Here is a 25,385-nt window from a genome sequence, read left to right on the forward strand (position 1 = left end):
GACCGGCGAACCGGAACGCACGACTCGCGGGCGTCAGCGCAGTGGGGCGCCGACGTGGTGGAGGTGACGCAGTGCCTCTCGGTACGAGCTGAGCAGCCCGGTCTCGTGGTAGGGCACCCCGATCTCGGCGCAGTAGTCGCGCACGATGGGCTGCGCGCGGCGCAGGTGCGGCGAGGGCATGTTCGGGAACAGGTGGTGCTCGATCTGGTAGTTGAGCCCGCCCAGCGCGACGTCGATGAAGCGGCTACCCCGCACGTTGCGCGAGGTGAGCACCTGCCGGCGCAGGAAGTCGGGCCGCTCGTCGCCGCTGAGCGTCGGCATGCCCTTGTGGTTCGGCGCGAAGATCGATCCCATGTAGAGGCCCCAGAGTCCCTGGTGGACGGCGATGAACACGAGCGCCTTGCCGGGGGAGAGCACGAGGAACACGGCCGCCAGGTACGCCACGACGTGGGTGGTCAGCAGCAGGGCCTCCAGGCCGCGCCGCTTGAGCCCTGGGGAGAGCACCGCGCGGAACCCGGACACGTGCAGGTTCAGGCCCTCCAGTGTGAGCAACGGGAAGAACAGCGCCGCCTGCCTGCGTCCGATGAACCGCGCCAGGCCCGAGCTGTGCCGCGCCTGCCGCTGCGACCACACGAGGATGTCGGGTGCGACGTCGGGGTCAAGCTCCTCGTGGTTCGGGTTCGCGTGGTGACGGGTGTGCTTGTCCATCCACCAGCCGTAGCTGAGGCCGATGCCGAGGTTGCCCACCAGCAGGCCGAGCGCCTCCGTCGGCTTGCGGCGCCGGAACACCTGACGGTGAGCGAGGTCATGTGCCAGCAGCGCGATCTGTCCGAAGAGGACGGCCAGGAACGCCGCCACCGCCAGCTGCCACCACGAGTCGCCGAGCAGGAAGAAGGCCAGCCAGGCCGCCGCGGACAGCACGCCCACGATGGCGAACCTGGCGACGTAGTAGGCGGGACGCCGCCGGAGCAGCCCGGCTTCGGAGATCCGCCGGGACAGCTGGGAGTAATCGCTGCCGCGAACGGGCGGCGCGAGGTCGTCGATAGTCATCTACTCGAGTCTAGACGCGGCGCGCCCACGCGGTAAGCCCGCCGACACCCGCATGCGTGCGGGGGTTTGCCCTACCGCCGACCGGGTTTCGGCAGCCCGTCGACCACGCGGTCGACGACCCGGCGGAGGAACGCGTCGGACACCGCCTCGCCCGTGACCAGCACGCGGAAGTACGGCGGTCCGAGCACGGCCTCGATCACCTCCCGCGGATCGGTCCCGGTGATCTCGCCGCGCGCGACGGCCCGTTCGACCACCGTGCCGTCGACGCCGAGCCGTTCCGACCAGAAGGCGGTGCCGGCGCGTGCGACCGCGGGGTCGTGCGGTGCGAGCGCCACCGCGGCACGGACCAGCGCTCCCACCTCGGGAGTGCGCAGGTTCGCGATGGCGGCGCGGGCCAGGTCGAACAGGTCGGCGCGCAGCGAGCCGTGATCGGGGATGGGCACGTGCGTCTGGGCCCGCTCGCGGATCGCGTCGAGGAGCAGCGTCTCGCGGGTGCCCCAGCGGCGGTACACGGTGGTCTTGTGCACGCCCGCCCTGCGGGCGACGCCGTCGAGGGTCAGCCCGTGGTAGCCGGCGTCGACGAGCTCGGCCAACGCGGCACCCAGCACGGCGGCCCTGACCTTCGCGCTGCGCCCGCCCGGGCGTGGTGCTCCCGCCATGACCGCGAAGCTTAACGCAACACTTCGTTGCACCAGGGCCCGGACTTCCGGTAGAGCTAAAAGCGACACCAAGTTGCTTTTAGCGAGGAGATCGACATGGCGCACGAACACAGCAGGCGCGCGGTTCTGGGCGGGGTCGCGGGCGTGGGAGCGGTCGCGGGGCTGACGGCGCTGGCACCGTCGGCGGCGGCCCAGCCGAGTCCTGCCCGCCCGTTCGAGGGCAAGATCGTGCAGATCACCGGCGCCACGTCGGGAATCGGGGAGGCAACCGCGAGAGCCTTCGCGGCAGCCGGCGCGAAGGTCGCCTTCTGCGGCAGACGCAGGCAGCTCGGCCGCGAGGTGGAGCGCACGATCCGCGAGGCCGGCGGCGAGGCGACCTACCTGCACGCCGACGTCCGCGACCCCAGGTCCGTCCAGCGGTTCGTCGACGGCGCGGTCCGGCGCTACGGCGGGCTCGACATCGCCTTCGCCAACGCGGGCATCCAGTACGCGGCACGGCTGCACGAGACGACGCTCGAGCAGTGGGACGACCTGATGGCCACCAACGCCCGCGGCGTCTTCCTGGCGATGAAATACCAGATTCCACACCTGATCGACGCGGGAGGCGGGCAGATCATCGTCAACTCGTCGGTCGGCGCCGTCGTTGGCCGCCCCGAGCTTTCGCTCTACCAGGCGAGCAAGCAGGCGATCCAGGCGCTCGTGCGGTCGGCGGCGCTCGAGTACGGCGAGCAGGGCATCCGCGTCAACGCGATCCTGCCCGGCATCACCGACACCCCCATGATCCGCCCGCCGGAACTCGACGACCCGACGTGGGAGCGGGCGAAGGCCGCGCTCGGACAGCTCAACGTCGACGGGCTCAAGACCGTTGCCTCCGCCGACCAGATCGCGCAGGCCGTGCTGGCGATGGCGGCGCCCGGGTTCGGCTACCTCACCGGCGTCTCGGTCCCCGTCGACGGCGGCGTCGCGGCGGGACGGCGGATGCTCTTGCCGGAGCGTTGAGCCAGGCCGTGTCCGACGATCCTCTGCCGTGCGAGCGGGGAGCAGCGTGGTGCCTCAGGCGGCGGAAGGCCATCGCGGGCGGAGGAGTACTCGAGCCCGCGGCCAGCGGGTCAACCGGCGATCGGCGGCGGCAACAGCGTGCGCACGGGCGGCGGAGTGCCGTCGTAGCGCTCCACCTGGACCCGGGCGTGCTGGCCGGCGCAGCCCTGTGCCAGCCGCGACGTGGGCACGTCCTCGGTGAGCACGTTCGGGTTTCCGTGCACGCACAGCGAGCCGCCGGGCTGAGCGGGGTCGTCGAACGGATCGAACCACGCGCCCGTGGCGAGCACCGCGACCCCGCGTCGCAGGGCACCGGTGAGCCGCGCACCGGCCAGGCACGCACCCCGGCCGTTGAACACCCGTACGACGTCGCCGTCCGCGATGCCGCGCTCCGCGGCGTCGTCGGGATGCAGCTCGATCGGCTCCCGGCCCCGCACCTTGGCCGCCTGGCTCGTCGCGCCGACGTCGCCCTGCCCGTGCAGCCGGGTGCTGGGCTGGTTGGCGATCAGCCACAATGGATGTTCCACATCGGACTCCGGCTCCAGCCACACGGGATGTCCGGGGCAGTCCGCGTAACCGAAGGCGGCCACTGTGGACGAGAACAGCTCGATGCGGCCGCTCGGCGTGTGCAACGGTCGCCGCCGGGGATCCGCGCGGAAGGCAGCGAAGGGCGTCGGCTGCTCGCCCGCGCTTGGCAGCCGCCACTCACCCTCGGCCCAGAACCGGTCGAACGGCGGCGCGTCGTGCCCACGCTCGGCGAGCCGGCCGCGCCACTCGTCGTAGAGGTGGACGAGCCACTCGCGGGCGGTCCTGCCCTCGGTGAACCGCTCGCCCTTACCGAGTCGTTCCGCGATCCCGGCGAGGATCGTGTAGTCGTCACGCGCCTCACCGACCGGGTTCAGCACCCGGTGCATGGCGATCAGGTGGGTGTCGCGGCGGCCGGAGCCCAGGTCCTCTCGCTCGAGTGGTGTGGTGGCAGGCAGGACGATGTCGGCGTGGCGGGCCGTGGCCGTCCAATGCGGCTCGTGCACCACGATCGTGTCCGGCCTGGCGAACGCGCGCCGAAGCCGGTTGAGGTCCTGGTGGTGGTGGAACGGGTTGCCACCGGCCCAGTAGACGAGCCGGATGTCGGGATAGCGGTACGTGCCGCCGTTGTAGTCGTAGCCGTCGCCTGGCCGCAGCAGCATGTCCGCGATGCGGGCGACCGGGATGAACGTCCGCACGGGGTTGTGGCCCTGGGGCAGCGTCGGCAACGGCAGCAGCGGGCCGTCGTCGCCGATGTCGCCGATCGAACCGTAGCCGTGCCCGAACCCGCCGCCGGGAAGGCCGATCTGGCCCAGCATGGCCGCGAGCAGCAGCCCCGCCCACACCGGTTGCTCACCGTGCCGCGTGCGCTGCAGCGACCACGACACCGTGACGAGCGTGCGGCTCTCTGCCATCCGCCTGGCGAGCGCGCGGATGTCCTGCGAAGCGATGCCGCACCGCGCCGCCGCCCACTCGGCGTCTTTCACGGTGCCGTCGGCGCCGAGGAGGTAGTCGGCGACCGTGTCGAACCCGGTGCAGTAGCGGTCGAGGAACGCGGTGTCGTGCCGGTTCTCGGTGAGCAGCGTGTGCGCCAGGCCGAGCATGAGCGCGACGTCGGACGCGGGCGCGATCGGGTACCAGCGGGCCCGCGGTGTTTTCGGCACGTCGTCGGCGAGCGGGCTGACCACGGCCAGCTCCACTCCGGACTCGCCGATCGTGCTCAGCGCCGTAGCCGTGGGGTGCTCGGTGTTGCCGCCCGGCGTCACCGAGACGTTCTTGAGCGGCAGTCCGCCGAAGGCCACGACCAGATCCGTGTGAGCCGCGATCGTGCCCCACGTGTCCGCGCGGTACAGCAGCGTGCCCGCGTCGCCGACGAGGTGGGGCAGCAGTACCGCCGACGTGCCGTGGCTGTAGGTGTTGCGCGAGGCCGTGTAGCCGCCGAGGACGTTGAGCAGGCGGTGCAGCTGGCTCTGCGTGTGGTGGAAGCGGCCCGCGCTGCCCCAGCCGTAGGAACCGCCGAAGATCGCCTCGTTGCCGTGGGCGCGGCGCACCCGGTCCAGCTCGGCGGCCACGAGATCAGCGGCCGCGTCCCAGGACACCTCGACGAACTCCTCCGCACCCCGGTGCTCGGTGGGTCCCGGCCCGTGCTCGAGCCAGCCGCGGCGGATCGACGGCCTGCGCACCCGCGTGGCGTGCCGGACGCTGTCCGCGACGTTGCCCAGTAACGCGGAAGGCCGGCGGTCCAGCGGATGCGGGGCGACCTCCAGCTCGCCGGTCTCGGTGGTCCGCGCGCGGAACGCTCCCCAGTGTGACGTGGTGGGCGACCAGCTCATGCCGTGTCCGAGAGGGTCCGGTCGGCGGCGTAGGCGAGTGCCTGCGCGGCGTGCCCAGGGTCGGCGAGGTAGCAGCCCGTCATGGTGTCGTCGCGCAGCCGTTCCAGCGAGTGCCGCGCCGCCGTGCCGGTGGTGCCCGCCATGCGATCACGATAACGGACGTGCTGTCGCGGCCGGCTTTCGCCGAGACCGCCGACCACCACGAGAAGATCGTCGGCGCGTGCGCAGACCGCCGATCCTCACCGTTCACTCGTTCGGTTCGACGCGCGGCAGCGGTGTGCTCCCCGGCGCGGCGCCGGGGAGCACACCGCTGAGCTCAGCGGCCGATGTGGTCGAACTGCAGGTAGTCCAGGTTGAAGTTCTGGTAGGCGTTCTCGTCCATCCGCACGACGAACTCGTGCTCTCCCTTGCCGAGGTACCGCCGCTCCAGCGGCTGCACCTCGAACGCCTCGTGGTGCGTGGTGTTGCCGATCGAGAACGGCCCGCTCTCGGTGTGCCCCCAGTCGAGCGTGATCGTGCCGGCGGGGGAGTAGGGCGAGGAGACGCGGGCGGACACGTCGTAGACGCCGGCCTTCTCGACGGTGACCGAGTACTTCAGCCACTCGCCCGCCCTGATCCAGTTGACTGCGATGGCGCCCTCCAGGTCGCAGATGTCGACGCCCTCGTCAAGGCGCGCCACCGTGCAGCGGTTCGGATCGAGGTCGTGGTAACCCACGCCCTCCCCGCCGGGCGCGAAGTCCTCGGCCTCGACACGGATCGACCGGTTGCCGGGCAGCTTGCCGTACCGGTCGAGGTCGCCGCCGTCGCGCCAGTAGTCCAGCGCCTCGACGTTGTCGGTCTGGATCATGCTCGCGCCGTAGCTTCGCACGACCGTGCGCCAGCCGAGCCGCTCGTCGCGCAGCGACGCCTCGTCCGTGTAGTCGATGGCGAGGTTCTTCCACATCGTGTTGATCCAAATCCTGCTTTCCTCGCGGATCTTCGCGAGCGTCGCGGGCTGGACCTGCGGGTCGGCGGCGTCGTCGAACACCACCTCGTACGCCACGGGCTGGCGGCCGGGGAAGGTGCCGACGACACCGGCCGTGCCGTCGTTGATGATGTGCATGTAGAGGATCTCCGGATCCTTCTCCATGAACGCCGCCGCCTCGGCGACCGTCGGGCTGCCCTTGAACAGGCCGTGGTCGACCGTGCCGGTCCGGCGCAGCACCTCGTACATCTGCTCGCGCACGGGCCAGCCCTTGTCGAGGTTCACCATCGCCCTGTCCTTGACGGCGAGCATGGCCTCCTCGAACGTCGGCACCGTGTGTGACGTGAGCGGAGCCTGTGCGCCGCCGAGGCCCTTCTTCAGGCGCAACGACTTGACCTGCGCGAGCGTGAGCTCCGAGACCTTGCCGGTCCCGTTGGTCGTGCGGTCCACGGTCTCGTCGTGCATGAGCACCAGGTGCCCGTCGCGCGTCGGGCGCACGTCGATCTCCACGATCTCGGCGCCGTCGGCGATCGCGTGCCGGATGGCCGCGAGCGAGTTCTCCGGCGCGTCGCGCCACTGCCCCCGGTGGGCGGCGATCAGCAGCGGCGCGCCCGGGTCGTGGCGCAGCAGCCGGTCGTGGATGCGGTCGAGGTCGGTACGGCCGGAGGCCGCCGCGGGCGCGGCGACCAGCGAGGCGAACACGGCGACGATGGCCGCGACGAGGACGAGTCGGATTCTTCGGACCATGAGCGGTGAGTCTCGGCCGGGCGGACGTCCGGATCGTGAACGCTCGCGGGGTGTTTTGCTGAACGCCGGATAGATCTTGATACTCCTTGGACGTCGAGTAAGGACGCGGACGGAGAGTGAGCACGCGATGAGCAAGGTGGCCCTGCACAACGACGGCGGGCAGTGGACCCTGACGCTGACCGACCCGGATCGGCGCAACTGCCTGGACGAGGAGATGGTCCGGGAGCTCGGGGACGCCGTGTCGGCCGTCGCCGGGCAGCCCGCCGCGAGGACGCTCGTCGTCACGGGGCAGGGCACCGCCTTCTGCGCGGGCGCCGACCTGCCGGCCCTGTTCGGGGAGGCCGCGGGCCGTTCGGTCGGTGAACTGCGCGGCCACCTGCACAACGTCTACGACAGCTTCCTGCGGCTTCGGGCACTGAAGATCCCGACCATCGCGGCAGTGCAGGGCGCGGCCGTCGGCGCCGGGCTCAACCTCGCGATGGCGTGCGATGTCCGGATCGCCGGCCCGCGCGCGTCGTTCGCGGCCACGTTCTCGAAGATCGGCCTGCACCCCGGTGGCGGTTGCACGTGGTTCCTCGTCGACGCGCTCGGCCCGCAGAAGGCGCTCGCGCTGCTGCTCGACGGGGGTGCGCTCGACGGTGCGGAGGCCGTCCGTCAGGGACTCGCGCTGGAGCTGGCCGATGACCCGCTCGCCGCCGCCCACGACAAGGCCGCCCGGTGGGCAGCGCTCGACCCGGCGCTCGCTCGCGACATCAAGTCCGCGGTCGGCGTGGCGCGCTCCGGCGACTTCGGCGCGACCCTGGAGTTCGAGTCGTGGGCGCAGGCCTCGTCGGCCACCGGGCCCGCGATCCAGGAGGTCGTCGCGAGGTTCCGCAAATCGTGACGGTCTCGTGGGCGGCCGGTCACGAGACCGTGGCGGCCGCGGCCGGGAACGTCGGCGTGGCTCGCGCTCGATCTCGCGCTGCGCGAGCCCGGCCGCGTCGCGGGCGGTGACCGCTCGGTCCGGGCGGCCTCGGTGACCTGGGGTGGCGGATGCGCCGCTGGATGGCCACCGGCCTGGCGGTCATGCTCGCGCCCGCCTTCGTCCGCCGCTGGTTCGGCCAGGGTTCGGCCCACAGCGCGTTCACCGACCCGATGCACCGGCGGGTACCGCGCACGGCATGGACCTGTTCACGCCCGAGCGCCCGCGGGACCGGATCCTGCGCGGGATTCACGAGGGCTGAGGTTCACCCCGGAAAGCGGCGCGAAGTTCTTGAAAGAAGCCCGGAGGCGGTGTCGGATCGGGGCGGCGGCGTTCGTGGGAGTGGTGAGAGGCCGCCTGCGAGGGGCGTCCCGAGCGGAAAGGGAACCGCGATCATGAAACTGACCGCTACCATCCAGGTCTCCGTCGATGGCGTGATGCAGGGAAACGGTGGGCCGGACCGAGCCGGCGGGTTCGAGCGAGGCGGGTGGGCCAGGCCGCTGTTCGACAGTGAAGCCATGGCCTTCGTCGACCAGGTGTACCAGCGCGCCGACGCGTTCCTGTTCGGCCGTCGGACCTACGAGCTGTTCGCCGGGTACTGGGGCGTGAGGGAAGATCTGGAGAACCCCATCGTCGGTGCCCTGAACACGAAGCCCAAGTACGTCGCATCGAGCACGCTCACCGATCCGAAGTGGTCGGAAAACGACCGTACTCTCCGGTGACCTGGCGGCCGCCATCGGCGAGCTCAAGGCCAAGCCGGCGGGTGAGCTGCAGGTGCACGGCAGCGGCGCCCTGACGCGGTGGCTGCTCGAGAACGGCCTCGTCGACGAGTTGAACCTGCTGCTCGTCCCGGTGATCGTCGGCCAGGGCGCGCGACTGTTCCCCGCCACCGGCCCGGACATGGCGCTCGACCTGGTCGAATCGCGAGCCTTCCCGGAGGGCATCACGCTCCAGGTCTACCGGCCGGCAGGGCGTCCGAGGTATGCGACCGACTGAGGAGGTGGTCCGAGATGCAGTACCTGGTTTCCGTGATCGACGACAAGACGAACTCGGCCACCTCGGACGAGATGGCTGCCATCCACGCGTTCAATGACCGGCTCAAGGCGGAGGGCCACTGGGTCTTCGCCGGTGGCCTCGCCTCGCCCAGCTCGGCCACCGTGATCGACAATCGCGGCGCGGAGGCGATGTTCACCGACGGGCCCTTCCTGGAGTCGAAGGAGTACCTCGCCGGCTTCTGGGTGATGGAGGCCGCCGACCTGGACGTGGCGCTCAAACTCGCCGCCGAGGGGTCGAGGGCCTGCAACCGGAAGGTCGAGGTGCGGCCGTTCCTGTGAACGGGGTCGACGTCCAGGAGGCGATCACCTGGGCCCACCGCGAGGAGTGGGCCCGGGTCGTCGCCACCCTGACCAGGCGTTTCCGCGACCTCGACATCGCCGAGGAGGCGGCGGCCGAGGCGTTCGCGACCGCCGTGGAGCGGTGGCCGGCCGACGGCGTTCCCCCCAACCCCGGCGCCTGGCTGACCACCACCGCCAACCGCAAGGCCATCGACCGGATCCGGCGCGAGAACAAGCGCGACGACAAGCAGAAGGAGGCTCAGCTGTTGGCCGACGACGATCCACCCGGGCCTCTCGGCGCCATCGACGACGAGCGCCTCCGGCTGATCTTCACCTGCTGCCACCCGTCGCTCGCGATGGAGACCCGCGTGGCGCTGACCCTGCGCATGGTCGGCGGTCTGACCGTGCCCGAGATCGCGCGTGCCTTCCTGGTCCAGGAGGCCACCAAGGGGCAGCGGATCACCCGTGCGAAGGCCAAGATCAAGGCGGCGGGCATTCCCTACCGGGTGCCGTCCGCGGAGGATCTCCCGGCACGCGTCTCCGGCGTACTCGCCGTCCTGTTTCTCGTCTTCAACGAGGGCTACCTGGCGACCGGCCCCGGCACCGATCCCGTACGTCACGACCTGACCGCCGAGGCGATCCGCCTCACCCGCCTGGTCCGTGCCCTCCTGCCGGAGGACGGCGAGGTGGCCGGGCTGCTGGCGCTGATGCTGCTCACCGAGGCCCGCCGCGCCGCCCGGGTGTCGGCGAGCGGCGAGCTGGTCACCCTCGACGAGCAGGACCGAGGGGCCTGGGACGTGGCACTGATCGCCGATGGGCATCAACTGGTGCGCGAGCGACTGGCCGCGGGGGTCGCGCCGGGCCGCTACCAGATACTCGCGGCGATCAACGCCGTGCACACCTCTGCCCGGGACGTTCGCGACACCGACTGGTCGCAGGTCGTCGCCCTCTACGACCAGCTCGTCCGCCTCGACCCCTCGCCGATCATCGCCCTCAACCGGGCCATCGCGGTCGCCGAGATCGACGGCCCGGAGGTGGCGCTGGCGGCCGTCGACCGTCTCGAGAGCAAACTGGCCGCATATCACGCCTACCACGCGACCCGCGCGGACCTGCTGCGTCGGCTGGGCCGCAGCCGGGATTCGCGCGCGGCGTACGACAAGGCCATCGAGCTGGCGGGCAACACCGCCGAGATCGCCTACCTGGCACGCCGCCGCGACCAGCTGGGATAGTGCCGCGCCTGGAAAGCCGACGCGGATTGTCGGTGGCCTATGCGAACATATGTTCGTGTCGAACGAGGGGCCGATCCTGCATGCCGACCTCGACGCGTTCTACGCGTCGGTGGAGCAGCGCGATGACCCGCGCCTGCGTGGCAGGCCCGTCATCGTCGGTGGCGGGGTCGTGCTCGCGGCCAGCTACGAGGCCAAGGCCCACGGCGTGCGCACGGCCATGGGGGGAGCGCTCGCGAAACGGCTGTGCCCGCAGGCGATCGTGGTGCCGCCGCGGATGTCGGCCTACTCGGAGGCGAGCAAAGCCGTGTTCGCCGTCTTCGGGCAGACCACCCCCGTGGTCGAGGGCCTTTCGATCGACGAGGCGTTCCTCGACGTCGGCGGTCTGCGGCGGATCGCGGGCACGCCGACCGAGATCGCGCGCCGGCTGCGGCAGGACGTGGCGGAGCAGGTAGGGCTGCCCATCACGGTCGGCGTGGCCAGGACGAAGTTCCTCGCCAAGGTCGCCAGCGGGGTCGCCAAGCCGGACGGGCTGCTGGTCGTGCCCCACGACGGGGAGCTGGCGTTCCTGCATCCGCTCTCGGTCGAGCGGCTCTGGGGCGTCGGCCGCGTCACCGCGGAGAAGCTGCGCAAGCGGGGCATCACCACGGTCGGTCAGGTCGCCGCCCTGGACGAGCGCTCGCTGGTGTCGATGCTGGGGCGGGCCTCGGGGCGGCACCTGCACGCGCTCTCCCACAACCGTGACCCGCGTCGCGTGCAGGTCGGCCGCAGGCGTCGTTCGATGGGCGCCCAGCGGGCTCTCGGCCGCAGGAGGCGGTCACCGGCGGAGCTGGACGCGCTGCTCGCCGGCCTCGTCGACAAGCTCGCCAGGCGGCTGCGCGCCGCGAAGCGGGTGTGCCGCACCGTGGTGCTCCGTCTGCGCTACGCCGACTTCACGCGCGTGACGCGGTCGCACACCATCGCCGAGTCCACCGCCCACACCGAGACGATCCTCGCCACGGCCAGGATCCTGCTGGTCGCCGCGATGCCGACGATCCAGCGTGAAGGGCTCACCCTCATCGGTGTCGCGCTCACCAACCTCGCCGACGACGGCGCCGTCCAGCTCGCGCTGCCCTTCGACGAGCAGTCGGGCAGCGCGCTGGACTCCACATTGGACACCGTGCGCGACCGGTTCGGCGCGGCCTCGGTCACCAGGGCGACGCTGCTCGGCCGCGATCCCGGCCTTTCCGTGCCGCTACTGCCCGACTAGGCCGTGTCCGATGATGCCGTGTCGATGATTCTGTGCCGGGCGAGCCGGGACCAGCGTGGCGGCTCGCCCGGCGGCAACCGGATAGGCATCATCTGCCGCGCGTTCGCAGGCGAGCCCGTGGTGGTGCTGCCCGTGGAGGACGTGAAGCTGCCCGCGCGGGCACCAGCGCGGTGCGAGAGCGGCCGGGCGTCGCCAAAGGTCGGTGCGGCTGGCCGAGCCCGCCCACCTGCCGTTCGCCTCGGTGGGCTACGACGCGGCGCCGGAGATCTACCGCCGGATCGACGAGCTGGTGAGCGGTTTCGGCGTGCGCAGGCGGATGGTGGTGGAGGGACACAACTTGTGCGGGCTCGCCCACGTGGTGGCGCCGGAGCAGGCGTTCACGCTCATCGGTGTGGAGGCCGCATCGCCACCGTCGCCGTGTGTCGTGCCGACCGGGCCGAGCCGCCCGTGCGTGTGGTGCTGGCCGGGCCGAGCCGGCCGGTGTGGTAGCCGACCTCGTCGCGGTGGTGCGCGGGCTCGACCGCGTCTGACGGTCTTCCCGCCCGGAATGGCTCGGTTCGTCACAACCGTCCTAGTGCCCTACTCCCTTCCGCTGCGTGCGCGGTAGCGGATGTGATGCTGCGGCACGAAGGCCGTGATCAGCGTCCGCCACTCGAGATCCGCCGTGAGCAGCTGGTAGCTCACGATCCCCAGCGGCGCCCCGTCCACCGCGGGCATCCAGCCGCGTAGCAGACCCTTGACCTCGTAGCGGTACTGCAGCCCGTCGGGGGCGTCGTCGTGGAACGCGAACGGATCGCGCCGCAGCGCCGCCCGCAGGTCCACCCACACCCATTGGGCGGGCTCCACCGGCCGGTACCCCGGAGGCGGGGCGTCGGACGGCGTCCACACCGGGCGGGTGGGCGTCGAGCTGACGTCGCGCCGCCACCACCGGCACGGCGGCTGAGCTGGTTTGTTCACGCGCACTCCCTGACTGACCGCTCGATTCGAACAAGAGTTCGACCGCGTTGTCAAGGGGCTGTCACGCCGGTCACCGGGCCGGTACCGGGAACGCGCAACTCGCTGTCGGGAACGCGCAACTCGTTGTCCTGAGCGCAGAACTCGGCGTCTGGAGCGGGCGACTCGCGGGCGTGAGCGTACGACTCGCGAGGGTTACCGCTGGGGCATCGGCTCCAGCGTGTGCAGGAGCTTGGCGATGCGCTCGGGGACCGGGATTTTGCGGTGCTCGAGGTCGCGGCACGCGAACGTCATCGTGCCGGTAGTCACCAGCTCGTCACCGCGGTGGAAGGTGAAACCGAGCGTGTACGAGGAGTTGCCGACCCGTTCGCGCCGCACCTCGCACGTGAGCTCGTCGAAAACGGTCACCTGACGCAGATATGCCGCCTCCGAGTGCACGCCCACCACGTACACGCCGAGCTCGTCGGAAAGCTGACCCGCCCGGATCCCGTTGTCGTAGAGCCACGAGCTGTAGGTACGCTCCATCCACGGGTAGTAGATCGCGAAGTAGGCGATACCCACCGTGTCGCAGTCGCCGTAGGACAGCCGGAAACTCTGCGTGGTGCCGCTCACGGACCCCTCACTCTCCAATCAGGACGGTCGCCGTGCCGCTCAGCACCGGGTCACCGCCGGACACCCGAAGCCACACGTCGCAGTCCGCCACCCGGCCGGCGCCGTCCTGGCGCACCGCGGTCACGGTGCCGCCCGCCACCAGTCCGTCGCCGGCGAAGACGTTGCCGAGGAACCGCAGCCGCAACGCCCGCACCCGGGCCGCGCCGCCCGCCCAGCGCGCCAGCATCGACACGATGTAGGCCTGGTTGAGCGGGCCCTGGTTCACCACGCGATCGCCGAGCCCGAGCGCGCGCACGGCCGCCGGGTCGAAGTGGATCGGGTTGGCGTCGCGCATGAGCGCGGACATCGTCTTCATCTTCTCCGCGCTCACCGGCTCGACCTCGTAGGCGGGCAGCTCGTCGCCGGGCGCGGTCACAGCGACCTCCTCGGGAAGATGATCGAGTTCGTGCAGCTCGCCGCGAGCGAGCCGTGCTCGTCCTGCAGGTCCAGCCGGTAGCACACGAGGTCGAACACACCTGTGCGTGCGCCCCGTTTGCGCACGGCCGACACGATCCGCCCGCTCACCCCGTAGGTCGCGCCGACACGCAGCGGCTCGCGGATCTCCGTCGCCGTCTCCCCGGCCATCGGGCCGTCGGCCTCGGTCGCGCCGAACAGGCCCCACATCTCCTCCCACGACCAGCCCATCGCCGCCGTCGCCGCGAGGAACGCGAACACCGGGCTCGCCGCGCCGTCCGAGGCCGGGGCGAGCGCGCAGTCGTTGACCAGGCGCACCCACCACGGCTCGAACGTGAACGTGCCGCCGGGAAACGGCGTGCCGACGAGCTTCCCGAGCTCCTCCTCCGTGGGTACCGCCGTCACACCGACCGCTCCCGGTCCGCCCAGTACGGCGCCCGCAGCTCGCGCTTCATGATCTTGCCCGTGGGCGCCTTGGGCAGGCTGTCGACGAAGTCCACCGATTTCGGCTTCTGGTACGAGGCGAGGTTCTGCTTCGCCGTCTCGATGATGTCGGCCTCCGTGGCCGACTGGCCCGGTTTGAGCACCACCACCGCCTTCACGCTCTCGCCCCACTCGTCGTCCGGTACCCCGATCACCGCGCATTCGAGCACCGCGGGATGGACCGCGATGGCCTCCTCCACCTGCACGCTGTAGATGTTCTCGCCGCCCGAGATGATCATGTCCTTGGCGCGGTCGACGATGTAGACGTAGCTGTGCTCGTCCCAGGTCGCGACGTCACCGGTCCACATCCAGCCGTCGCGGATCGTCCGCGCCGTCAGGTCGGGCTGGTTCCAGTAGCCGATCATGTTGGCCTCGGACTTGACCACGATCTCGCCCGCGGTCCTGCCGTCGCGCGGCACGTCGGCACCGGTCTCGTCGACCACACGCAGGCGCCCCACGAAGCCCTCCCGGCCACACGAGCGCAGCCGGTGCGCGTGGCGGCCCGCGACCGCCTCGGTGTGGTCCTCCTGCGACAGGAACGTCATGCCGGGCCCCTCGGTCTGCCCGTAGCCCTGGATGAGCGTGCAGGGGAACGAGTCCAGCGCCGCGCGCACGATCGAGGACGGCATCGGGCCACCGCCGTACTGGATGTTGCGCAGGCTCGACAGGTCGTAGCCGGCGAAGCCCGGCACGGCCATCATCCAGTTCAGCATCGTGGTGATCCCGAGGAACGCCGACACGCGTTCGGCCTCGATCACCCGCAGCGCCTGCTCCGCCTCGAAGTTGACGAGCACGAGCGGGCAGCCGTGGCGCAGGTAGTTCATCGAGAGCACCACGGGGATGTGGTACATCTGCCCGGTCAGCATGTAGACGTCGGACGGCACGATCCGTTCGGCGACCGTCTGGTTGAGCCCGCCCATCGCGGCGCTGTGGTGCGTGTGCAGCGCGCCCTTGCTCCGGCCCGTGGTGCCCCCGGTGTACAGGATGAAGAACGGGTCGTCGCCACCGACCTTCGCCGACGTCACCGGCTCGTCGGTGCTCGACCGCGCCAGCAGGTCCTCGTAGCTGCCGTCGCCGCCCTCGCCGAACTCGAGCCACGTCGGCACGTCGCAGTCGCGCTGCAGCTCCTTCGCCACGTCGCGCCACTCCACCGAGGTGATCACCACGCGCGGGGCCGCGTCGCCGATGAGCCTGGCCAGCTCGGTGCTGCCCAGCCGCCAGTTCAGCGGCTGCAGGATCAGCCCCGCCCGTCCGGCCGCGAAGTACAGCTCCTGGAACTCGACGCTGTTGCGGGTCAGCACGGCCACCCGGTCGCCGACCTCCAACCCGAAGGAGCGCAGCCCGTTGGCGAGCCTGCGGACCCGCTCGTCCAGCTCCCGCCAGGCCATGCGCCGGTTGTTCGGGACGTCGTAGAGCGCCTGCGCGTCGGGGGTGAGCGCGGCCCACTTCGCGGGGATGAGGCCCTGGTTGATGGTCATCGCGGCCGCCTCAGTAGGGGAGGTCCAGTGCGATGTGGCGCTTGCGCAGCCGCCAGCCCGCCTCGGTGCGCACCAGCTCGTCGTCGTACTTGCCGGTCGAGAGTGCCGTCAGCACACCGTCCTTCGCCGAGAAGATCGTGAGGTACGACAGGCACGACGCGGTGTCGCCGTCGGCCTCGATGATGACGTTGGTGGTGACGTGGCGGCGCTGGTCGTCCTGCGAGTGCGCGGAGTCGCGCATGAGCCGCATGATCGCGTCCCTGCCCTCGAAGGGGCCGACGAGGTCGCCGTTGCCGATGCGGAGGGTGAGCACCGCGTCGGGGGTGAAGCTGTCCTCCACCAGGCGCAGGTCTCCGTCGTCGTAGCCGACCGCGTAGCGGTGGAGTGTGTTCTCGATGTCGTCGCGTACCGAGGAAGACGTCATTGTCCCTCCAGTCACTGGATCATTTGATGTTCGCGCCCGCGTCGACGGGCAACGTCGCCCCCGTGATGTAGCGGGCCTCGTCGCTGGCGAGGAAGAGCACCGCGTTGCTGATGTCGAGCGGGTCGACCCAGGGCACCGGCAGCGCGTTGAGCGACATGAAGCCAGGAATCGCCTTCTCCTGGTTCGGCTCCGGATCGTCGGGCACGAACATGCCGTAGGTGCCCGGGTTCTGGATCATCGTTGTGTCCACATTGGTCGGATGCACCGTGTTGACCCTGATGTGGTGGGGCGCCAGCTCGTTGGCCATGGTGCGCATCAGGCCGACGATGCCGTGCTTGGCCGCCACGTAGTGCCCGACGTGCTGGATGCCCTTGAGGCCGCCGATGGAGCTGGTGAAGACGATCGACCCGCCGTGCCCGCCCTCGATCAGCGCGGGGATCGCCACCTTGGCCGTGTGGAACACGCCGGTCAGGTTCACGTCGATCATGTCCCGCCACTGCTCGGCCGAGAGCTCCCACGATCTGCCGAACGTCGCAATACCCGCGTTGGCCACCACGGCGTCGATCCGGCCCAGCTCCTCGACGCCGGAGTCGAACGCCTTCTGCAGCGAGCCGAGGTCGCGGACGTCGGCCTGGTGAGCGACGATGCGCCTGCCCAGCCTTTCGACGTCCGACACCGTACGCGCGAGATCCGCAGGCGTGGCCAGCGAGTAGAACGGCGTCACCGTGTCGATGTCGGCGCAGATGTCGACGGCGATGATGTCCGCGCCCTCCTCGGCCAGCCGCACGGCGTGCGCGCGGCCCTGACCTCGGGCGGCACCGGTGATGAAAGCGACCTTGCCCGCCATTCGTCCGGTCATGTCAGCCTTCCCTTCAAGCCTTCTCGGTCACGGGCAGCAGCCGCTTGCCTGGAGTGAACCGGGCGGGGATGCTGACGTAGCCCATGTTGACGCCCTGGCGCGGGTACCGCTTCAGTGCGTCGAAGTCGACGGTGTAGTCGGGCATGCGCTCGAGGACGGAGGAGATGAGCGTCTTGGACATCAGCCGGCCGAGATGCGAGCCCGCGCAGCGGTGCACGCCGACGCCGAACGCGGTGTGGCGGTTGGGCCACCGGTCGATGTCGATCTCGTCCGGGTTCTCGAACTTCGACTCGTCCCGGTTCGCCGACGACCAGGCCAGCAGGACGCGGTCGCCGGCCTTCATCGGGCACCCGTGGAAGTCGACGTCCGAGGTCACCGTGCGGGCGAGGGCCTGGGTGGGGGAGAAGAACCGCAGGAACTCCTCCACGGCGCGGTCGAGCAGGCTCGGGTCGTCGATCAGCCGCTGCCGCACGTCGGTGTGCTCCGCGAGCCACACCAGCGCCTGGCTGACCAGCGACGCCGTGGTGCCGACCCCGCCCGCCACGAGCAGGTCGATGATGCCGAACACCTCGTCGTCGGTCAGCGGCCGGTCGTCGACCTCCTGGTTGACCAGGTAGCTGATGATGTCGTCCTTCGGCTCGGCGCGGCGCTGCCTGATGACGTCCCACATCTGGTCGGCCAGGTACGGCAGGTCCACCTTGGCAGCCTGCTCGAAGGCCGGGCTGCCCTGTGGTTCGGCGAGGACGGCGTGATGGGCCCGCGAGTAGCGCTGCCACTCCTCGATCGGCAGGCCCAGCCAGTCGATGGTGACGATCGAGGGCACGCCGATCACCGAGGTCAGGTCGCATTCGCCCTGCTCGATGACGCTGTCGATGAACTCGGTGGTGTGCCGCTCGACCATGTCGCGCATCTTCTCGACGGCCGCGGGCGCGGTGATGCGGTTGACGATCTTGCGGTACTTGCGGAAGTCGGGCGGGTCGAGCTCGATCGGGATGTGCAGGTGCATCGGGGTCTTGGGGATGACCACCGAGAGTCCCTCCCCGCCGGAGTCGGTGCGCCTGGAGGTGAAGATCTCGTCGTCGCGGGCCGCTTCGAACACGCTGTCGTAGTCCGAGAGCACCCAGTAGCCGCCGCTGGCCTCGGTCCAGCCACGCTTCGCGCCCTTACGGAGTTCGCGGTACGCCCCGACGGGATCCGCCGAGTGCTCGGGAGAGTTGTGATCGAACCGGATCACCGGACAGCGTTTCTCGTCGGACATGCGTCTCCGTGCCCCTTCGTCGCATCAACTTCGCCGTTGACCTGATAATGGTTATACTAGATCTGGTCGATGTCAATAAGCACGGCAAACGAGGCTTCAAGGAGGAAGCGATGCGCGTTCGGGTCGATGCCGAGCAGTGTCAGGGCCACGGCCTGTGCCAGATGACCGCGCCGCAGGTGTTCGCGCTGCGGGAGGAGGACGGTCACGCCTACGTGCTGACCGACGAGGTGGGTGCTGACCTCTCCGGGCCCGCCAGGGACGGCGCTGACTCCTGCCCCGAGCGGGCCATCACCGTCGAGTGAGCGTCACTGGTACGGCGAGGTCCACGGGATGACCTGCGTGAGCACGTCGGGGTACTTGCGCCGCGCGTAGCGCGTGTAGGCGTCGATGTGCTCACGCATCCGCAGCTCGGACTCCGCGGGGTCGCGCTTGCTCAGCGCGGCGAGAATCTCCTCGTGCGCGGTGATGATCGCGGCCCTCCGGGGTGCCGGGTAGTCGATGCCGATCACGGTGCCGTCCATGATCCCGAGCAGCGAGTCGACGATATAGCCGAACAGCGGGTTGCCCGACGACCACGCGATGACGTCGTGGAAGCGCTTGTTGGCCTCCAGGAACACCGTCTGGTCGTCGAGGTTGGTGCGCATCTGGCCGATCGTGTCGTCGAGCTCGCCGAGCGCGTCGTCGGTGATCCGCTCCGCGGCGAGGCAGCTGATCATCGGCTCCAGCGCGTTGCGCACCTCGACGATGGCCTGGAACGGCGCCTTCTTCAGCTGCATGAGCAGCACCACGGTGCTGGCGAGGTGGCTCGCGTCGGGGTCCAGCAACACCGGGCCACCGCGTGGGCCGGGCTTGAGCGCGATCACGCCCTGGAACTCCAGCAGGCGCAGCGCCTCGCGCAGCGTTCCCCTGCCCACGTTGTACTTCTCCAGCATCGTGCGCTCGGGAGGCAGCAGGTCACCCGGTGCCAGCGTGTCGCGTCCGATGTCGCGGACGATGCGCTGAGCGACGAGCATCGCGGCCTTCGGGCGGCGGCTGTCCGCGGTCATCGGCTTCACTCCTCGCGGGGAGAGGTGCTATACAAGGCGTATCATTATAAGCAATGTTGGAGGAGTGGACATGCCCGACGTCGTGGTGGACCGGATCGGGGACGCGCTGTGGATCCGGCTCAACCGCCCTGAGCGCCGCAACGCCTTCGACCCCGCGATGTCGGCAGCGGTGGTGGAGGCGTTCGAGGACGCCCCGTCGGCCAGGGCCGTGGTGCTCACCGGCTCGGGCGGCAGCTTCTGCGCGGGCGGGTCGCTCCAGCAGCTGAGCACCCCCACGACCGGCCAGATGCGCGGGCTGTACCAGTCGTCGCTGCGGCTCTTCGACGCCGTGCGCTCGTGCCCCCGGCCCGTGATCGCGGCCGTCAACGGCGCAGCCGCGGGCGGGGGCAACGAGCTCGTCGTGGCGTGCGACCTCGCCGTCGCGGCCCGCTCCGCCACCTTCGGCCAGACCGGACCGCGCGTGGGCAGCGCGCCCGTCACCGGGGCGACCAACGTGATGGGCGTGCAGATCGGCGAGAAACGGGCCAAGGAGCTCGCGATGCTCTGCCGCCGCTACACCGCCGAACAGGCCAGGGAAATCGGCCTGGTCAACGAGGTCGTGGACGACGACGCGCTCGAGGACACCGTCACGGCGTGGTGCGACGAGCTGGCGCGGCTGAGCCCCCGGTACCTCGAGATCACCAAGATCAGCTCCAACATCTGGTGGAACGCCGCGCGCGACTCCTTCACCAACGGCCTCGGGATGCTGGTCCAGGCCGTCGGCAGCGCCGACATGGTGGAGGGCGCCACCGCGTTCCTGGAGAAGCGCAAGCCGAGCTTCCCCGGCCCGGAGTGACTGCTCAGCTCCGCAACACGGGAGCCAGCCTGCGCACGCCCTCGGCGATCTCGTCCGCCGTGTGCGTGGTGAACGACAGGCGCATCGTCGCCCGGTCCGGCGGCCCGGCGTGGAACGGCGCTCCGGGCACGAACGCGACGGCCCGCTCCAGGGCGGCGGGCAGCAGGCGCTCGGTGTCGACGTCGCCGGGCAGGCGCAACCACACGAACATGCCGCCGTCGGGATCGCTGACCTCCGTGCCGGCGGGGAGGGCCTCGGCCAGCGCCTCGATCATCGCGTCCCGCCGCGTGCGGTAGGCGGCGCAGAGGTACCGCACGTGCGCGTCGAGATCGGCCGTGGCGAGGTACGCCGCGGCCGCCGCCTGGTCGATGGTCGAGGTGTGCAGATCGGCGGCCTGCTTGGCCACCACCAGCGTCGAGCGGATCGACTCGGGTGCCCGCAGCCAGCCGAGCCGCAGCCCGGGTGCGCCGATCTTCGAGAAGCTGCCGAGGTAGAGCACGTGGTCCCCGGCCGAGGCCGCCAGCGGTGGGACGGCCTCGCCCCGGTAGCGCAGCTCGCCGTACGGGTCGTCCTCCACCACCCACACCCCGTGCGCGGCCGTGAGCTCGGCGATGGCCTGCCTGCGGTCGGCGCCGAGGGTGCGGCCCGTGGGGTTGGCGAAGGTCGGCACCAGGTACAGCAGGGCGGGCCGCTCGCGTTCGAGCAGGTCGGCCAGTGCGGTGGGGTCGATGCCCTCGGCGTCGCCCGGCACGGCGACCACCCGTGCGCCCGCCGACTGGAACGCCTGCAGCGCGGCGAGGTAGGTGGGCTCCTCGACGGCGACGACGGCGCCGGGGTCGAGCAAGACTCCGGCCACGAGGCTGAGCGCCTGCTGGGAGCCGGTGGTGATCAGCAGGTCGGCCTCGCCGGTGGGCAGTCCTCGCCGGGTCATCCGCTCGGCGACGGCGGCCCGTAGCGCGGCGTTGCCCTCGGTGGGCGCGTACTGGAGGCTGCGCCCGTCCGTGTCCTTGGAGAGGGCGCTGTCGAACGCCGTCCGCCAGCCGTCGAGATCGAACAGCTCGGGCGCGGGCAGGCCACCGGCGAAGGAGATCACCTCTGGCCGCTGGGTCAGCGAGAGCAGGTCGCGAACGGGCGAGCGGGTGACGCCACGGGAGCGCCGGGACATGACGAGAGAAGGGGCTGACACGCGAAGACTCCTCGGATCGGTTCTGACGAAACCGCGTCGGGGCGTACGCTCTTGCCGCCGCCCCGGCGCGCAGCAGGCTGCACTGGTCGAGGAGCCGTGATCAGACTATCGCGTCAGCGGCCCTGCCAGACCGGAGCCCGCTTCTCCTTGAAGGCCAGCGCGCCCTCCTTGGCGTCGGCCGACGAGCGCACCGGCTCGACGAGTTCCTGCTGCAGGGCGAACGCCTCGCCCGACGGCCAGTCTCGGGCGGCCTTGATGATCTCCTTGGTGGCCCGCACAGCCAGTGGACCGTTGCGGGCGATCGCCCGTGCCAGGTCGAGCGCGGAGTCGCGGGCGGAGCCCGGCTCGGTCAGCCTGCTGACCAGGTGCACCTCGTGGGCGAGCTTCGCGGGCACGAACTCGCCGGTCAGCGCCCACTCGACGGCGAGGTGGTACGGCACGCGCTCGGGCAGCCGCAGCAGCCCGCCGCCCGCGGCGACGAGCCCGCGCTTGACCTCGGGCAGGCCGAACACGGCGTTGTCCGCGGCGACGATCAGGTCGCACGCGAGCACGATCTCGAACCCGCCCGCGATCGCGTGTCCCTCCACGGCCGCGATCACCGGCTTCGCCGGCGGCTGCTCGACGATGCCCGCGAAGCCCCGGCCGGGCACGGACGGCCGCTCTCCGGCGAGGAACGCCTTGAGGTCCATCCCGGCGCAGAACGTCGACCCCGCGCCCGTGATCACGCCCGCGACCAGGTCGTCACGCTCGTCCAGCTCGTCCATCGCGGCGGCGATCGCCTCGGCGGCGGCGGTGTTGATCGCGTTGCGGGCGGCAGGCCGGTTGAGGGTGACGACCTGCACGCCGTCGATCTGCTCGGTCAGGACAACGGGGTCGGACACGGTGCTCTCCTTACGGGAACGCAGAACTCGTGGTCGGGAACGCAGAACTCGTGGTTCTGAGCGGGGGACTCGCGGCTACTTCGGGGGCATGCGGATCGCGCCGTCGAGGCGGATCGTCTCGCCGTTGAGCATCGGGTTGTCGACGATGTGGTGGGCCAGCGCGGCGAACTCGTCCGGGTCGCCGAGCCGCTGGGGGTGCGGGGTCTGCTTGGCGAGGCCGTCGCGGATCTCGTCGGAGAACCGGGACAGGATCGGGGTGTCGAACGTACCGGGCGCGATGGAGCACACGCGCACGAGCTTGCGGGCCAGGTCCCGGGCGGCGACCAGCGTCATGCCGACCACGCCGGATTTGGCCGACGCGTAGGGTATCTGTCCGATCTGTCCTTCCCACGCGGCCACCGACGCGGTCAGCACGCACACGCCGCGCTCGCCGTCGACGGGCTCGTTGGTCACCATCCGCGCCGCGGTCAGCCGCAGCACGTTGAAGGTGCCGATCAGGTTGGTCCGCACGATCGACTCGTAGGTCTCCAGCGAGCCGGGGGAGCCGTCGCGCTCCACGACGCGAACGGTGCCGCCGCGGCCCGCGCAGTGCACGAGGGCACGGATCGGGCCCCGCGCGAGGTCGAGCGCCTCCGACACGGCGCCGGCGTCGGCGACGTCGGCGGCGCCGAAGCGCACCAGCTCGCCCAGCTCCTTGGCGATCCGCTCGCCGTCGGACGTGGGCAGGTCGACGATCACGGTGGGCACGCCGCGCTCCACGAAGCGGCGCACGGTCGCGAGGCCCAGCCCCGAGGCCCCACCGGTGACGACGGCGGCGGAGTTGTCCAGCTTCATCTCTCTCCTCTACGCGCTCAGGTTCTCGACGATCGCGGCGTTGGCCATGCCGCCCGCCTCGCACATGGTCTGCAGGCCGTAGCGCCCGCCGGCGCGTTCCAGGTGGTTGATCATCGTGGTCATCAGCCGGCAGCCGGACGCGCCGAGCGGGTGCCCGAGCGCGATCGCGCCGCCTGCCGGGTTGAGCCGGTCGTCGGGCACGCCGAACTCCCGCTGCCAGGCGAGCGGCACCGGCGCGAACGCCTCGTTCACCTCGACGGCGTCGATCCGGTCGAGTCCGATGCCCGATCTGGCGAGCACCTTGTGCGTGGCCGGGATCGGCCCGGTGAGCATCAGCGTCGGGTCGTCGCCGACCACGGCGCTCGCGACGATCGCGGCCCTGGGGCGCAGGCCCAGTGCCTTCGCCTGCTCCTCCGACATGACGAGCAGCGCGCTCGCGCCGTCGGTGATCTGCGAGGAGTTGCCCGCCGTGATCAGCCACTCCAGCTCGGGGAACCGGCTCAGGTACGGCTCGCGGGCGAATGCGGGCGCCAGCTCGGCGAGCCGCTCGGGCGTGGTGCCCTCCCGGATGCTCTCGTCGCTGGTCACCGTGGTGCCGTCCGGAGTGGTGATCGGCACGATCTCACCGTCGAAACCGCCGTTCGCCCGCACGGCCGCGGCGCGCGCGTGCGAGCGGGCGGAGTACTCGTCCAGCTCGGCGCGGGTCAGCTTCCATTTCCTGGCGACCAGCTCGGCCGAGACGCCCTGCGGCACCAGGTCTGGGAATCGGGCGCGCACCGAGGGGCCGAACGGGTCGGCGTCCATGCGGGCAGAGCCCATCGGGACGCGGCTCATCGACTCGACGCCCGCGGCGATCGCGATGTCGTAGGCCCCGGCCACCACGCCCTGCACGGCGAAGTCCACGGCCTGCTGGCCGGAGCCGCATTTGCGCTCGATGGTGGTGGACGGGACGTGGGTGGGGAACCCGGCGGCGAGCACGGCCTGGCGACCGGGCGTCGCCGACTGCTCACCGGCCTGGCCGACGCAGCCGACGAGCACGTCGTCGATGGTGGCCGGGTCGAGGTCGTTGCGGGCCACGAGTGCCGTCAGCACCTGAGCCAGGAGGTCGACCGGGTGGACGCCGGCGAGCGCACCTGACTTCTTGCCGCGTCCCATGGGGGAGCGGACGGCGTCCACGATGACGGCCCGGCCCATTGCGCCTCCTCAAATCTATGATGATGATAACCAGAATCCATCTTGCCCAGGATGGCAAGGATGAAGCAAGCTTGACCCCATTCGCGGCAAGACTATGATGATGATTACTACGAAAACGTAGGCAGGAACGGAGTCCTCGTGACACAGGTGATCGACGCTGACGAACAGCGCGCACTCAAGGAGGTCGCCGCCAAGGTCGCCCTGGAACGGTACGCGCCGCACGCGGAGGAATGGGACCGTTCGCGCACGGCTTTCCCCCACGACGAACGCCGCTATCTGGGTGAACTCGGCTTCCTCGGCATCGCGCTGCCGGAGCGCTACGGAGGGGGCGGGGCGCCGCTGCAGCACGCGCTGACCGTGATCGAGGAGCTGGCGAAGGAGTGCCGCCCCGCCGCGTTCCAGGTGTTCGAGTCCAACACCGGCCCCGCGCAGGTGGTGGCCCGGCTCGGCACCGAGGAGCAGCGCGAGCGCTTCCTGCCGCCGATCATCCGGGGAGACGCCACGCTGGCCGTCGCGATCTCGGAGCCCGACGCGGGCTCGGCCGCGACCGACCTGAAGACCAAGGCGGTGCCCGAGGGCGACAAGGTCAGGATCACCGGCGGCAAGCGCTGGATCTCCAACGGCAGCGAGGCCGACCACTACCTCGTCTACGCGCGGATGAACGACGAGCCCGGCTCGAAGGGGATCGGCGCGGTGCTCGTCGAGGCCGACCGGCCCGGCGTGAGCTTCGGTCAGCGCGAGAAGCTGATGGGCTTCCGGGGCATCCCCTCGGCCGACGTGCTCTTCGACGACGTCGTGGTCCCCGCCGGGAACGTCGTGCTCGGCCCCGGCCGGTTCCGCGAGCTCTTCGGCGCGTTCTCCATCGAGCGACTCGGCAACGCCACCATGAGCCTCGCGATCGGTCAGGCCGCGCTCGACCGCACGGTGCGCTACGTGCAGGAACGCACCCAGTTCGGCAAGCCGCTGGTGGAGTTCCAGAGCGTGCAGATGAGCCTCGCCGACATGGTGCTGCAGGTGGATGCCGCGCGGCTGCTGATCCGGCGCGCCGCGGCCGACTTCGGCGACGGCCTGCCGAACTCCCTTGAGGTCTCGCTCGCCAAGTGCACCGCCAACGAGATGGCCAAGAAGGTCACCGACCTGGCGATGCAGCTGCACGGCGGCAACGGCTACACCGAGGAGTTCGGGCTCGAACGCCTGCACCGCGACTCGCACGGGTGGGCCCTCGCCGGGGGTACCCCGGCGATGCAGCGCATCCGCATCGTCTCCGAACTGCTCGGCCGCTCGTTCGACCAACGCCGCTGAC

At 70.8% G+C, this 25,385-nt stretch carries 27 protein-coding genes and 1 pseudogene; 10 read left to right on the plus strand and 18 right to left on the minus strand.

Going from position 1 to position 25,385, the window contains the following annotated elements; all coding sequences use genetic code 11:
• Positions 1 to 33: 33 nt before the first annotated feature.
• Positions 34 to 1,050 carry a fatty acid desaturase family protein gene (locus FCN18_RS08340; RefSeq protein ID WP_137094230.1) on the minus strand — a complete coding sequence of 339 codons (1,017 nt, stop codon included), beginning with the start codon at positions 1,048 to 1,050 and terminating at the stop codon, positions 34 to 36.
• A gap of 71 nt (positions 1,051 to 1,121) precedes the next feature.
• The gene (locus FCN18_RS08345) at positions 1,122 to 1,709 is read right to left on the minus strand and encodes a TetR/AcrR family transcriptional regulator (RefSeq protein WP_137094233.1); all 588 of its coding nucleotides are present in this window, start codon (positions 1,707 to 1,709) and stop codon (positions 1,122 to 1,124) included.
• A 96-nt stretch (positions 1,710 to 1,805) separates the two neighbouring features.
• Here FCN18_RS08345 and FCN18_RS08350 point away from each other — a divergent pair, with 96 nt between their 5' ends.
• Complete coding sequence (locus FCN18_RS08350; protein ID WP_137094235.1) at positions 1,806 to 2,708, plus strand: SDR family NAD(P)-dependent oxidoreductase; 903 nt, start codon at positions 1,806 to 1,808, stop codon at positions 2,706 to 2,708.
• 110 nt (positions 2,709 to 2,818) lie between these two features.
• Here the strand turns inward: FCN18_RS08350 and FCN18_RS08355 are convergent, their stop codons facing one another.
• The 3 genes from FCN18_RS08355 to FCN18_RS08360 all read right to left on the minus strand — a co-directional run bounded on the left by FCN18_RS08355 (position 2,819) and on the right by FCN18_RS08360 (position 6,815).
• Positions 2,819 to 5,104 carry a molybdopterin-dependent oxidoreductase gene (locus FCN18_RS08355; protein ID WP_137094237.1) on the minus strand — a complete coding sequence of 762 codons (2,286 nt, stop codon included), beginning with the start codon at positions 5,102 to 5,104 and terminating at the stop codon, positions 2,819 to 2,821.
• Positions 5,101 to 5,247 (minus strand): hypothetical protein, encoded by a 147-nt coding sequence (locus tag FCN18_RS39020; protein ID WP_158303072.1) that lies wholly within the window; start codon positions 5,245 to 5,247, stop codon positions 5,101 to 5,103. Before FCN18_RS39020 ends, FCN18_RS08355 begins: the two co-directional genes overlap by 4 nt.
• Positions 5,248 to 5,420: 173 nt before the next feature.
• A complete protein-coding gene (locus tag FCN18_RS08360; RefSeq protein WP_137094240.1) occupies positions 5,421 to 6,815 on the minus strand; it encodes a glycerophosphodiester phosphodiesterase family protein in 1,395 nt (464 codons plus the stop codon).
• Positions 6,816 to 6,942: 127 nt separating this feature from the next.
• Here FCN18_RS08360 and FCN18_RS08365 point away from each other — a divergent pair, with 127 nt between their 5' ends.
• From FCN18_RS08365 to FCN18_RS08390, 6 genes and pseudogenes are all read left to right on the plus strand, one after another.
• Positions 6,943 to 7,698 (plus strand): enoyl-CoA hydratase, encoded by a 756-nt coding sequence (locus FCN18_RS08365; protein WP_112270589.1) that lies wholly within the window; start codon positions 6,943 to 6,945, stop codon positions 7,696 to 7,698.
• Positions 7,699 to 8,171: 473 nt separating this feature from the next.
• Positions 8,172 to 8,772 (plus strand): annotated as a pseudogene (locus FCN18_RS08370) (dihydrofolate reductase family protein).
• A gap of 14 nt (positions 8,773 to 8,786) precedes the next feature.
• Positions 8,787 to 9,110, plus strand: coding sequence for a YciI family protein (locus tag FCN18_RS08375; protein WP_112270585.1), 324 nt, complete (start codon positions 8,787 to 8,789; stop codon positions 9,108 to 9,110).
• Positions 9,107 to 10,339, plus strand: coding sequence for an RNA polymerase sigma factor (locus tag FCN18_RS08380; protein ID WP_137094242.1), 1,233 nt, complete (start codon positions 9,107 to 9,109; stop codon positions 10,337 to 10,339). The genes FCN18_RS08375 and FCN18_RS08380 overlap by 4 nt, the downstream gene beginning before the upstream one ends.
• A 49-nt stretch (positions 10,340 to 10,388) precedes the next feature.
• Positions 10,389 to 11,585, plus strand: a complete 1,197-nt coding sequence (dinB, locus tag FCN18_RS08385; RefSeq protein ID WP_137094245.1) for a DNA polymerase IV — start codon at positions 10,389 to 10,391, stop codon at positions 11,583 to 11,585.
• Positions 11,586 to 11,787: 202 nt separating this feature from the next.
• On the plus strand, positions 11,788 to 12,192 hold the full coding sequence (locus tag FCN18_RS08390) for a hypothetical protein (protein WP_137094247.1): 405 nt from the start codon (positions 11,788 to 11,790) through the stop codon (positions 12,190 to 12,192).
• Here FCN18_RS08390 and FCN18_RS08395 read toward each other — a convergent pair.
• The 8 genes from FCN18_RS08395 to FCN18_RS08430 all read right to left on the minus strand — a co-directional run bounded on the left by FCN18_RS08395 (position 12,165) and on the right by FCN18_RS08430 (position 18,106).
• Positions 12,165 to 12,542, minus strand: a complete 378-nt coding sequence (locus FCN18_RS08395; RefSeq protein ID WP_228713766.1) for a hypothetical protein — start codon at positions 12,540 to 12,542, stop codon at positions 12,165 to 12,167. The two genes, FCN18_RS08390 and FCN18_RS08395, sit on opposite strands and share 28 nt — an antisense overlap.
• Before the next feature lie 192 nt (positions 12,543 to 12,734).
• Complete coding sequence (locus FCN18_RS08400; RefSeq protein ID WP_199542739.1) at positions 12,735 to 13,151, minus strand: acyl-CoA thioesterase; 417 nt, start codon at positions 13,149 to 13,151, stop codon at positions 12,735 to 12,737.
• A 7-nt stretch (positions 13,152 to 13,158) separates the two neighbouring features.
• Positions 13,159 to 13,566, minus strand: a complete 408-nt coding sequence (locus FCN18_RS08405; RefSeq protein WP_228713768.1) for a MaoC family dehydratase — start codon at positions 13,564 to 13,566, stop codon at positions 13,159 to 13,161.
• On the minus strand, positions 13,563 to 14,009 hold the full coding sequence (locus FCN18_RS08410; RefSeq protein ID WP_137094251.1) for a hypothetical protein: 447 nt from the start codon (positions 14,007 to 14,009) through the stop codon (positions 13,563 to 13,565). Before FCN18_RS08410 ends, FCN18_RS08405 begins: the two co-directional genes overlap by 4 nt.
• Complete coding sequence (locus FCN18_RS08415) at positions 14,006 to 15,565, minus strand: AMP-binding protein (RefSeq protein WP_113642093.1); 1,560 nt, start codon at positions 15,563 to 15,565, stop codon at positions 14,006 to 14,008. Before FCN18_RS08415 ends, FCN18_RS08410 begins: the two co-directional genes overlap by 4 nt.
• Before the next feature lie 10 nt (positions 15,566 to 15,575).
• A complete protein-coding gene (locus FCN18_RS08420; protein WP_112270574.1) occupies positions 15,576 to 15,989 on the minus strand; it encodes a nuclear transport factor 2 family protein in 414 nt (137 codons plus the stop codon).
• 19 nt (positions 15,990 to 16,008) lie between these two features.
• On the minus strand, positions 16,009 to 16,848 hold the full coding sequence (locus FCN18_RS08425; protein WP_137094254.1) for a mycofactocin-coupled SDR family oxidoreductase: 840 nt from the start codon (positions 16,846 to 16,848) through the stop codon (positions 16,009 to 16,011).
• A gap of 13 nt (positions 16,849 to 16,861) precedes the next feature.
• Positions 16,862 to 18,106, minus strand: a complete 1,245-nt coding sequence (locus FCN18_RS08430) for a cytochrome P450 (protein WP_137094256.1) — start codon at positions 18,104 to 18,106, stop codon at positions 16,862 to 16,864.
• Positions 18,107 to 18,216: 110 nt separating this feature from the next.
• Between FCN18_RS08430 and FCN18_RS08435 the strand changes: the two genes are divergently transcribed.
• On the plus strand, positions 18,217 to 18,408 hold the full coding sequence (locus FCN18_RS08435) for a ferredoxin (protein WP_112270569.1): 192 nt from the start codon (positions 18,217 to 18,219) through the stop codon (positions 18,406 to 18,408).
• A gap of 3 nt (positions 18,409 to 18,411) precedes the next feature.
• On the opposite strand, the gene FCN18_RS08440 is transcribed toward FCN18_RS08435, so the two are convergent.
• Entirely contained in the window at positions 18,412 to 19,152 is a 741-nt protein-coding gene (locus FCN18_RS08440) for a FadR/GntR family transcriptional regulator (protein WP_112270567.1), read from the minus strand.
• 70 nt (positions 19,153 to 19,222) lie between these two features.
• Here FCN18_RS08440 and FCN18_RS08445 point away from each other — a divergent pair, with 70 nt between their 5' ends.
• Positions 19,223 to 19,987, plus strand: coding sequence for an enoyl-CoA hydratase/isomerase family protein (locus FCN18_RS08445; protein WP_137094258.1), 765 nt, complete (start codon positions 19,223 to 19,225; stop codon positions 19,985 to 19,987).
• A 4-nt stretch (positions 19,988 to 19,991) separates the two neighbouring features.
• On the opposite strand, the gene FCN18_RS08450 is transcribed toward FCN18_RS08445, so the two are convergent.
• The 4 genes from FCN18_RS08450 to FCN18_RS08465 form a co-directional block, all read right to left on the minus strand.
• Complete coding sequence (locus FCN18_RS08450) at positions 19,992 to 21,173, minus strand: aminotransferase-like domain-containing protein (protein WP_228713770.1); 1,182 nt, start codon at positions 21,171 to 21,173, stop codon at positions 19,992 to 19,994.
• A gap of 113 nt (positions 21,174 to 21,286) precedes the next feature.
• Complete coding sequence (locus FCN18_RS08455) at positions 21,287 to 22,054, minus strand: crotonase/enoyl-CoA hydratase family protein (RefSeq protein ID WP_137094261.1); 768 nt, start codon at positions 22,052 to 22,054, stop codon at positions 21,287 to 21,289.
• A gap of 75 nt (positions 22,055 to 22,129) precedes the next feature.
• Complete coding sequence (locus FCN18_RS08460) at positions 22,130 to 22,888, minus strand: SDR family NAD(P)-dependent oxidoreductase (protein WP_137094263.1); 759 nt, start codon at positions 22,886 to 22,888, stop codon at positions 22,130 to 22,132.
• 9 nt (positions 22,889 to 22,897) lie between these two features.
• Complete coding sequence (locus FCN18_RS08465; protein ID WP_137094265.1) at positions 22,898 to 24,082, minus strand: thiolase family protein; 1,185 nt, start codon at positions 24,080 to 24,082, stop codon at positions 22,898 to 22,900.
• Positions 24,083 to 24,220: 138 nt separating this feature from the next.
• Between FCN18_RS08465 and FCN18_RS08470 the strand changes: the two genes are divergently transcribed.
• Positions 24,221 to 25,384: an acyl-CoA dehydrogenase family protein gene (locus FCN18_RS08470; RefSeq protein WP_228713772.1), complete on the plus strand. Its 1,164-nt coding sequence runs from the start codon at positions 24,221 to 24,223 to the stop codon at positions 25,382 to 25,384.
• The last annotated feature ends 1 nt before the right edge of the window (position 25,385 follow it).

Source organism: Prauserella endophytica (genome assembly GCF_005146945.1).
Lineage (GTDB): Bacteria > Actinomycetota > Actinomycetes > Mycobacteriales > Pseudonocardiaceae > Prauserella_A > Prauserella_A endophytica.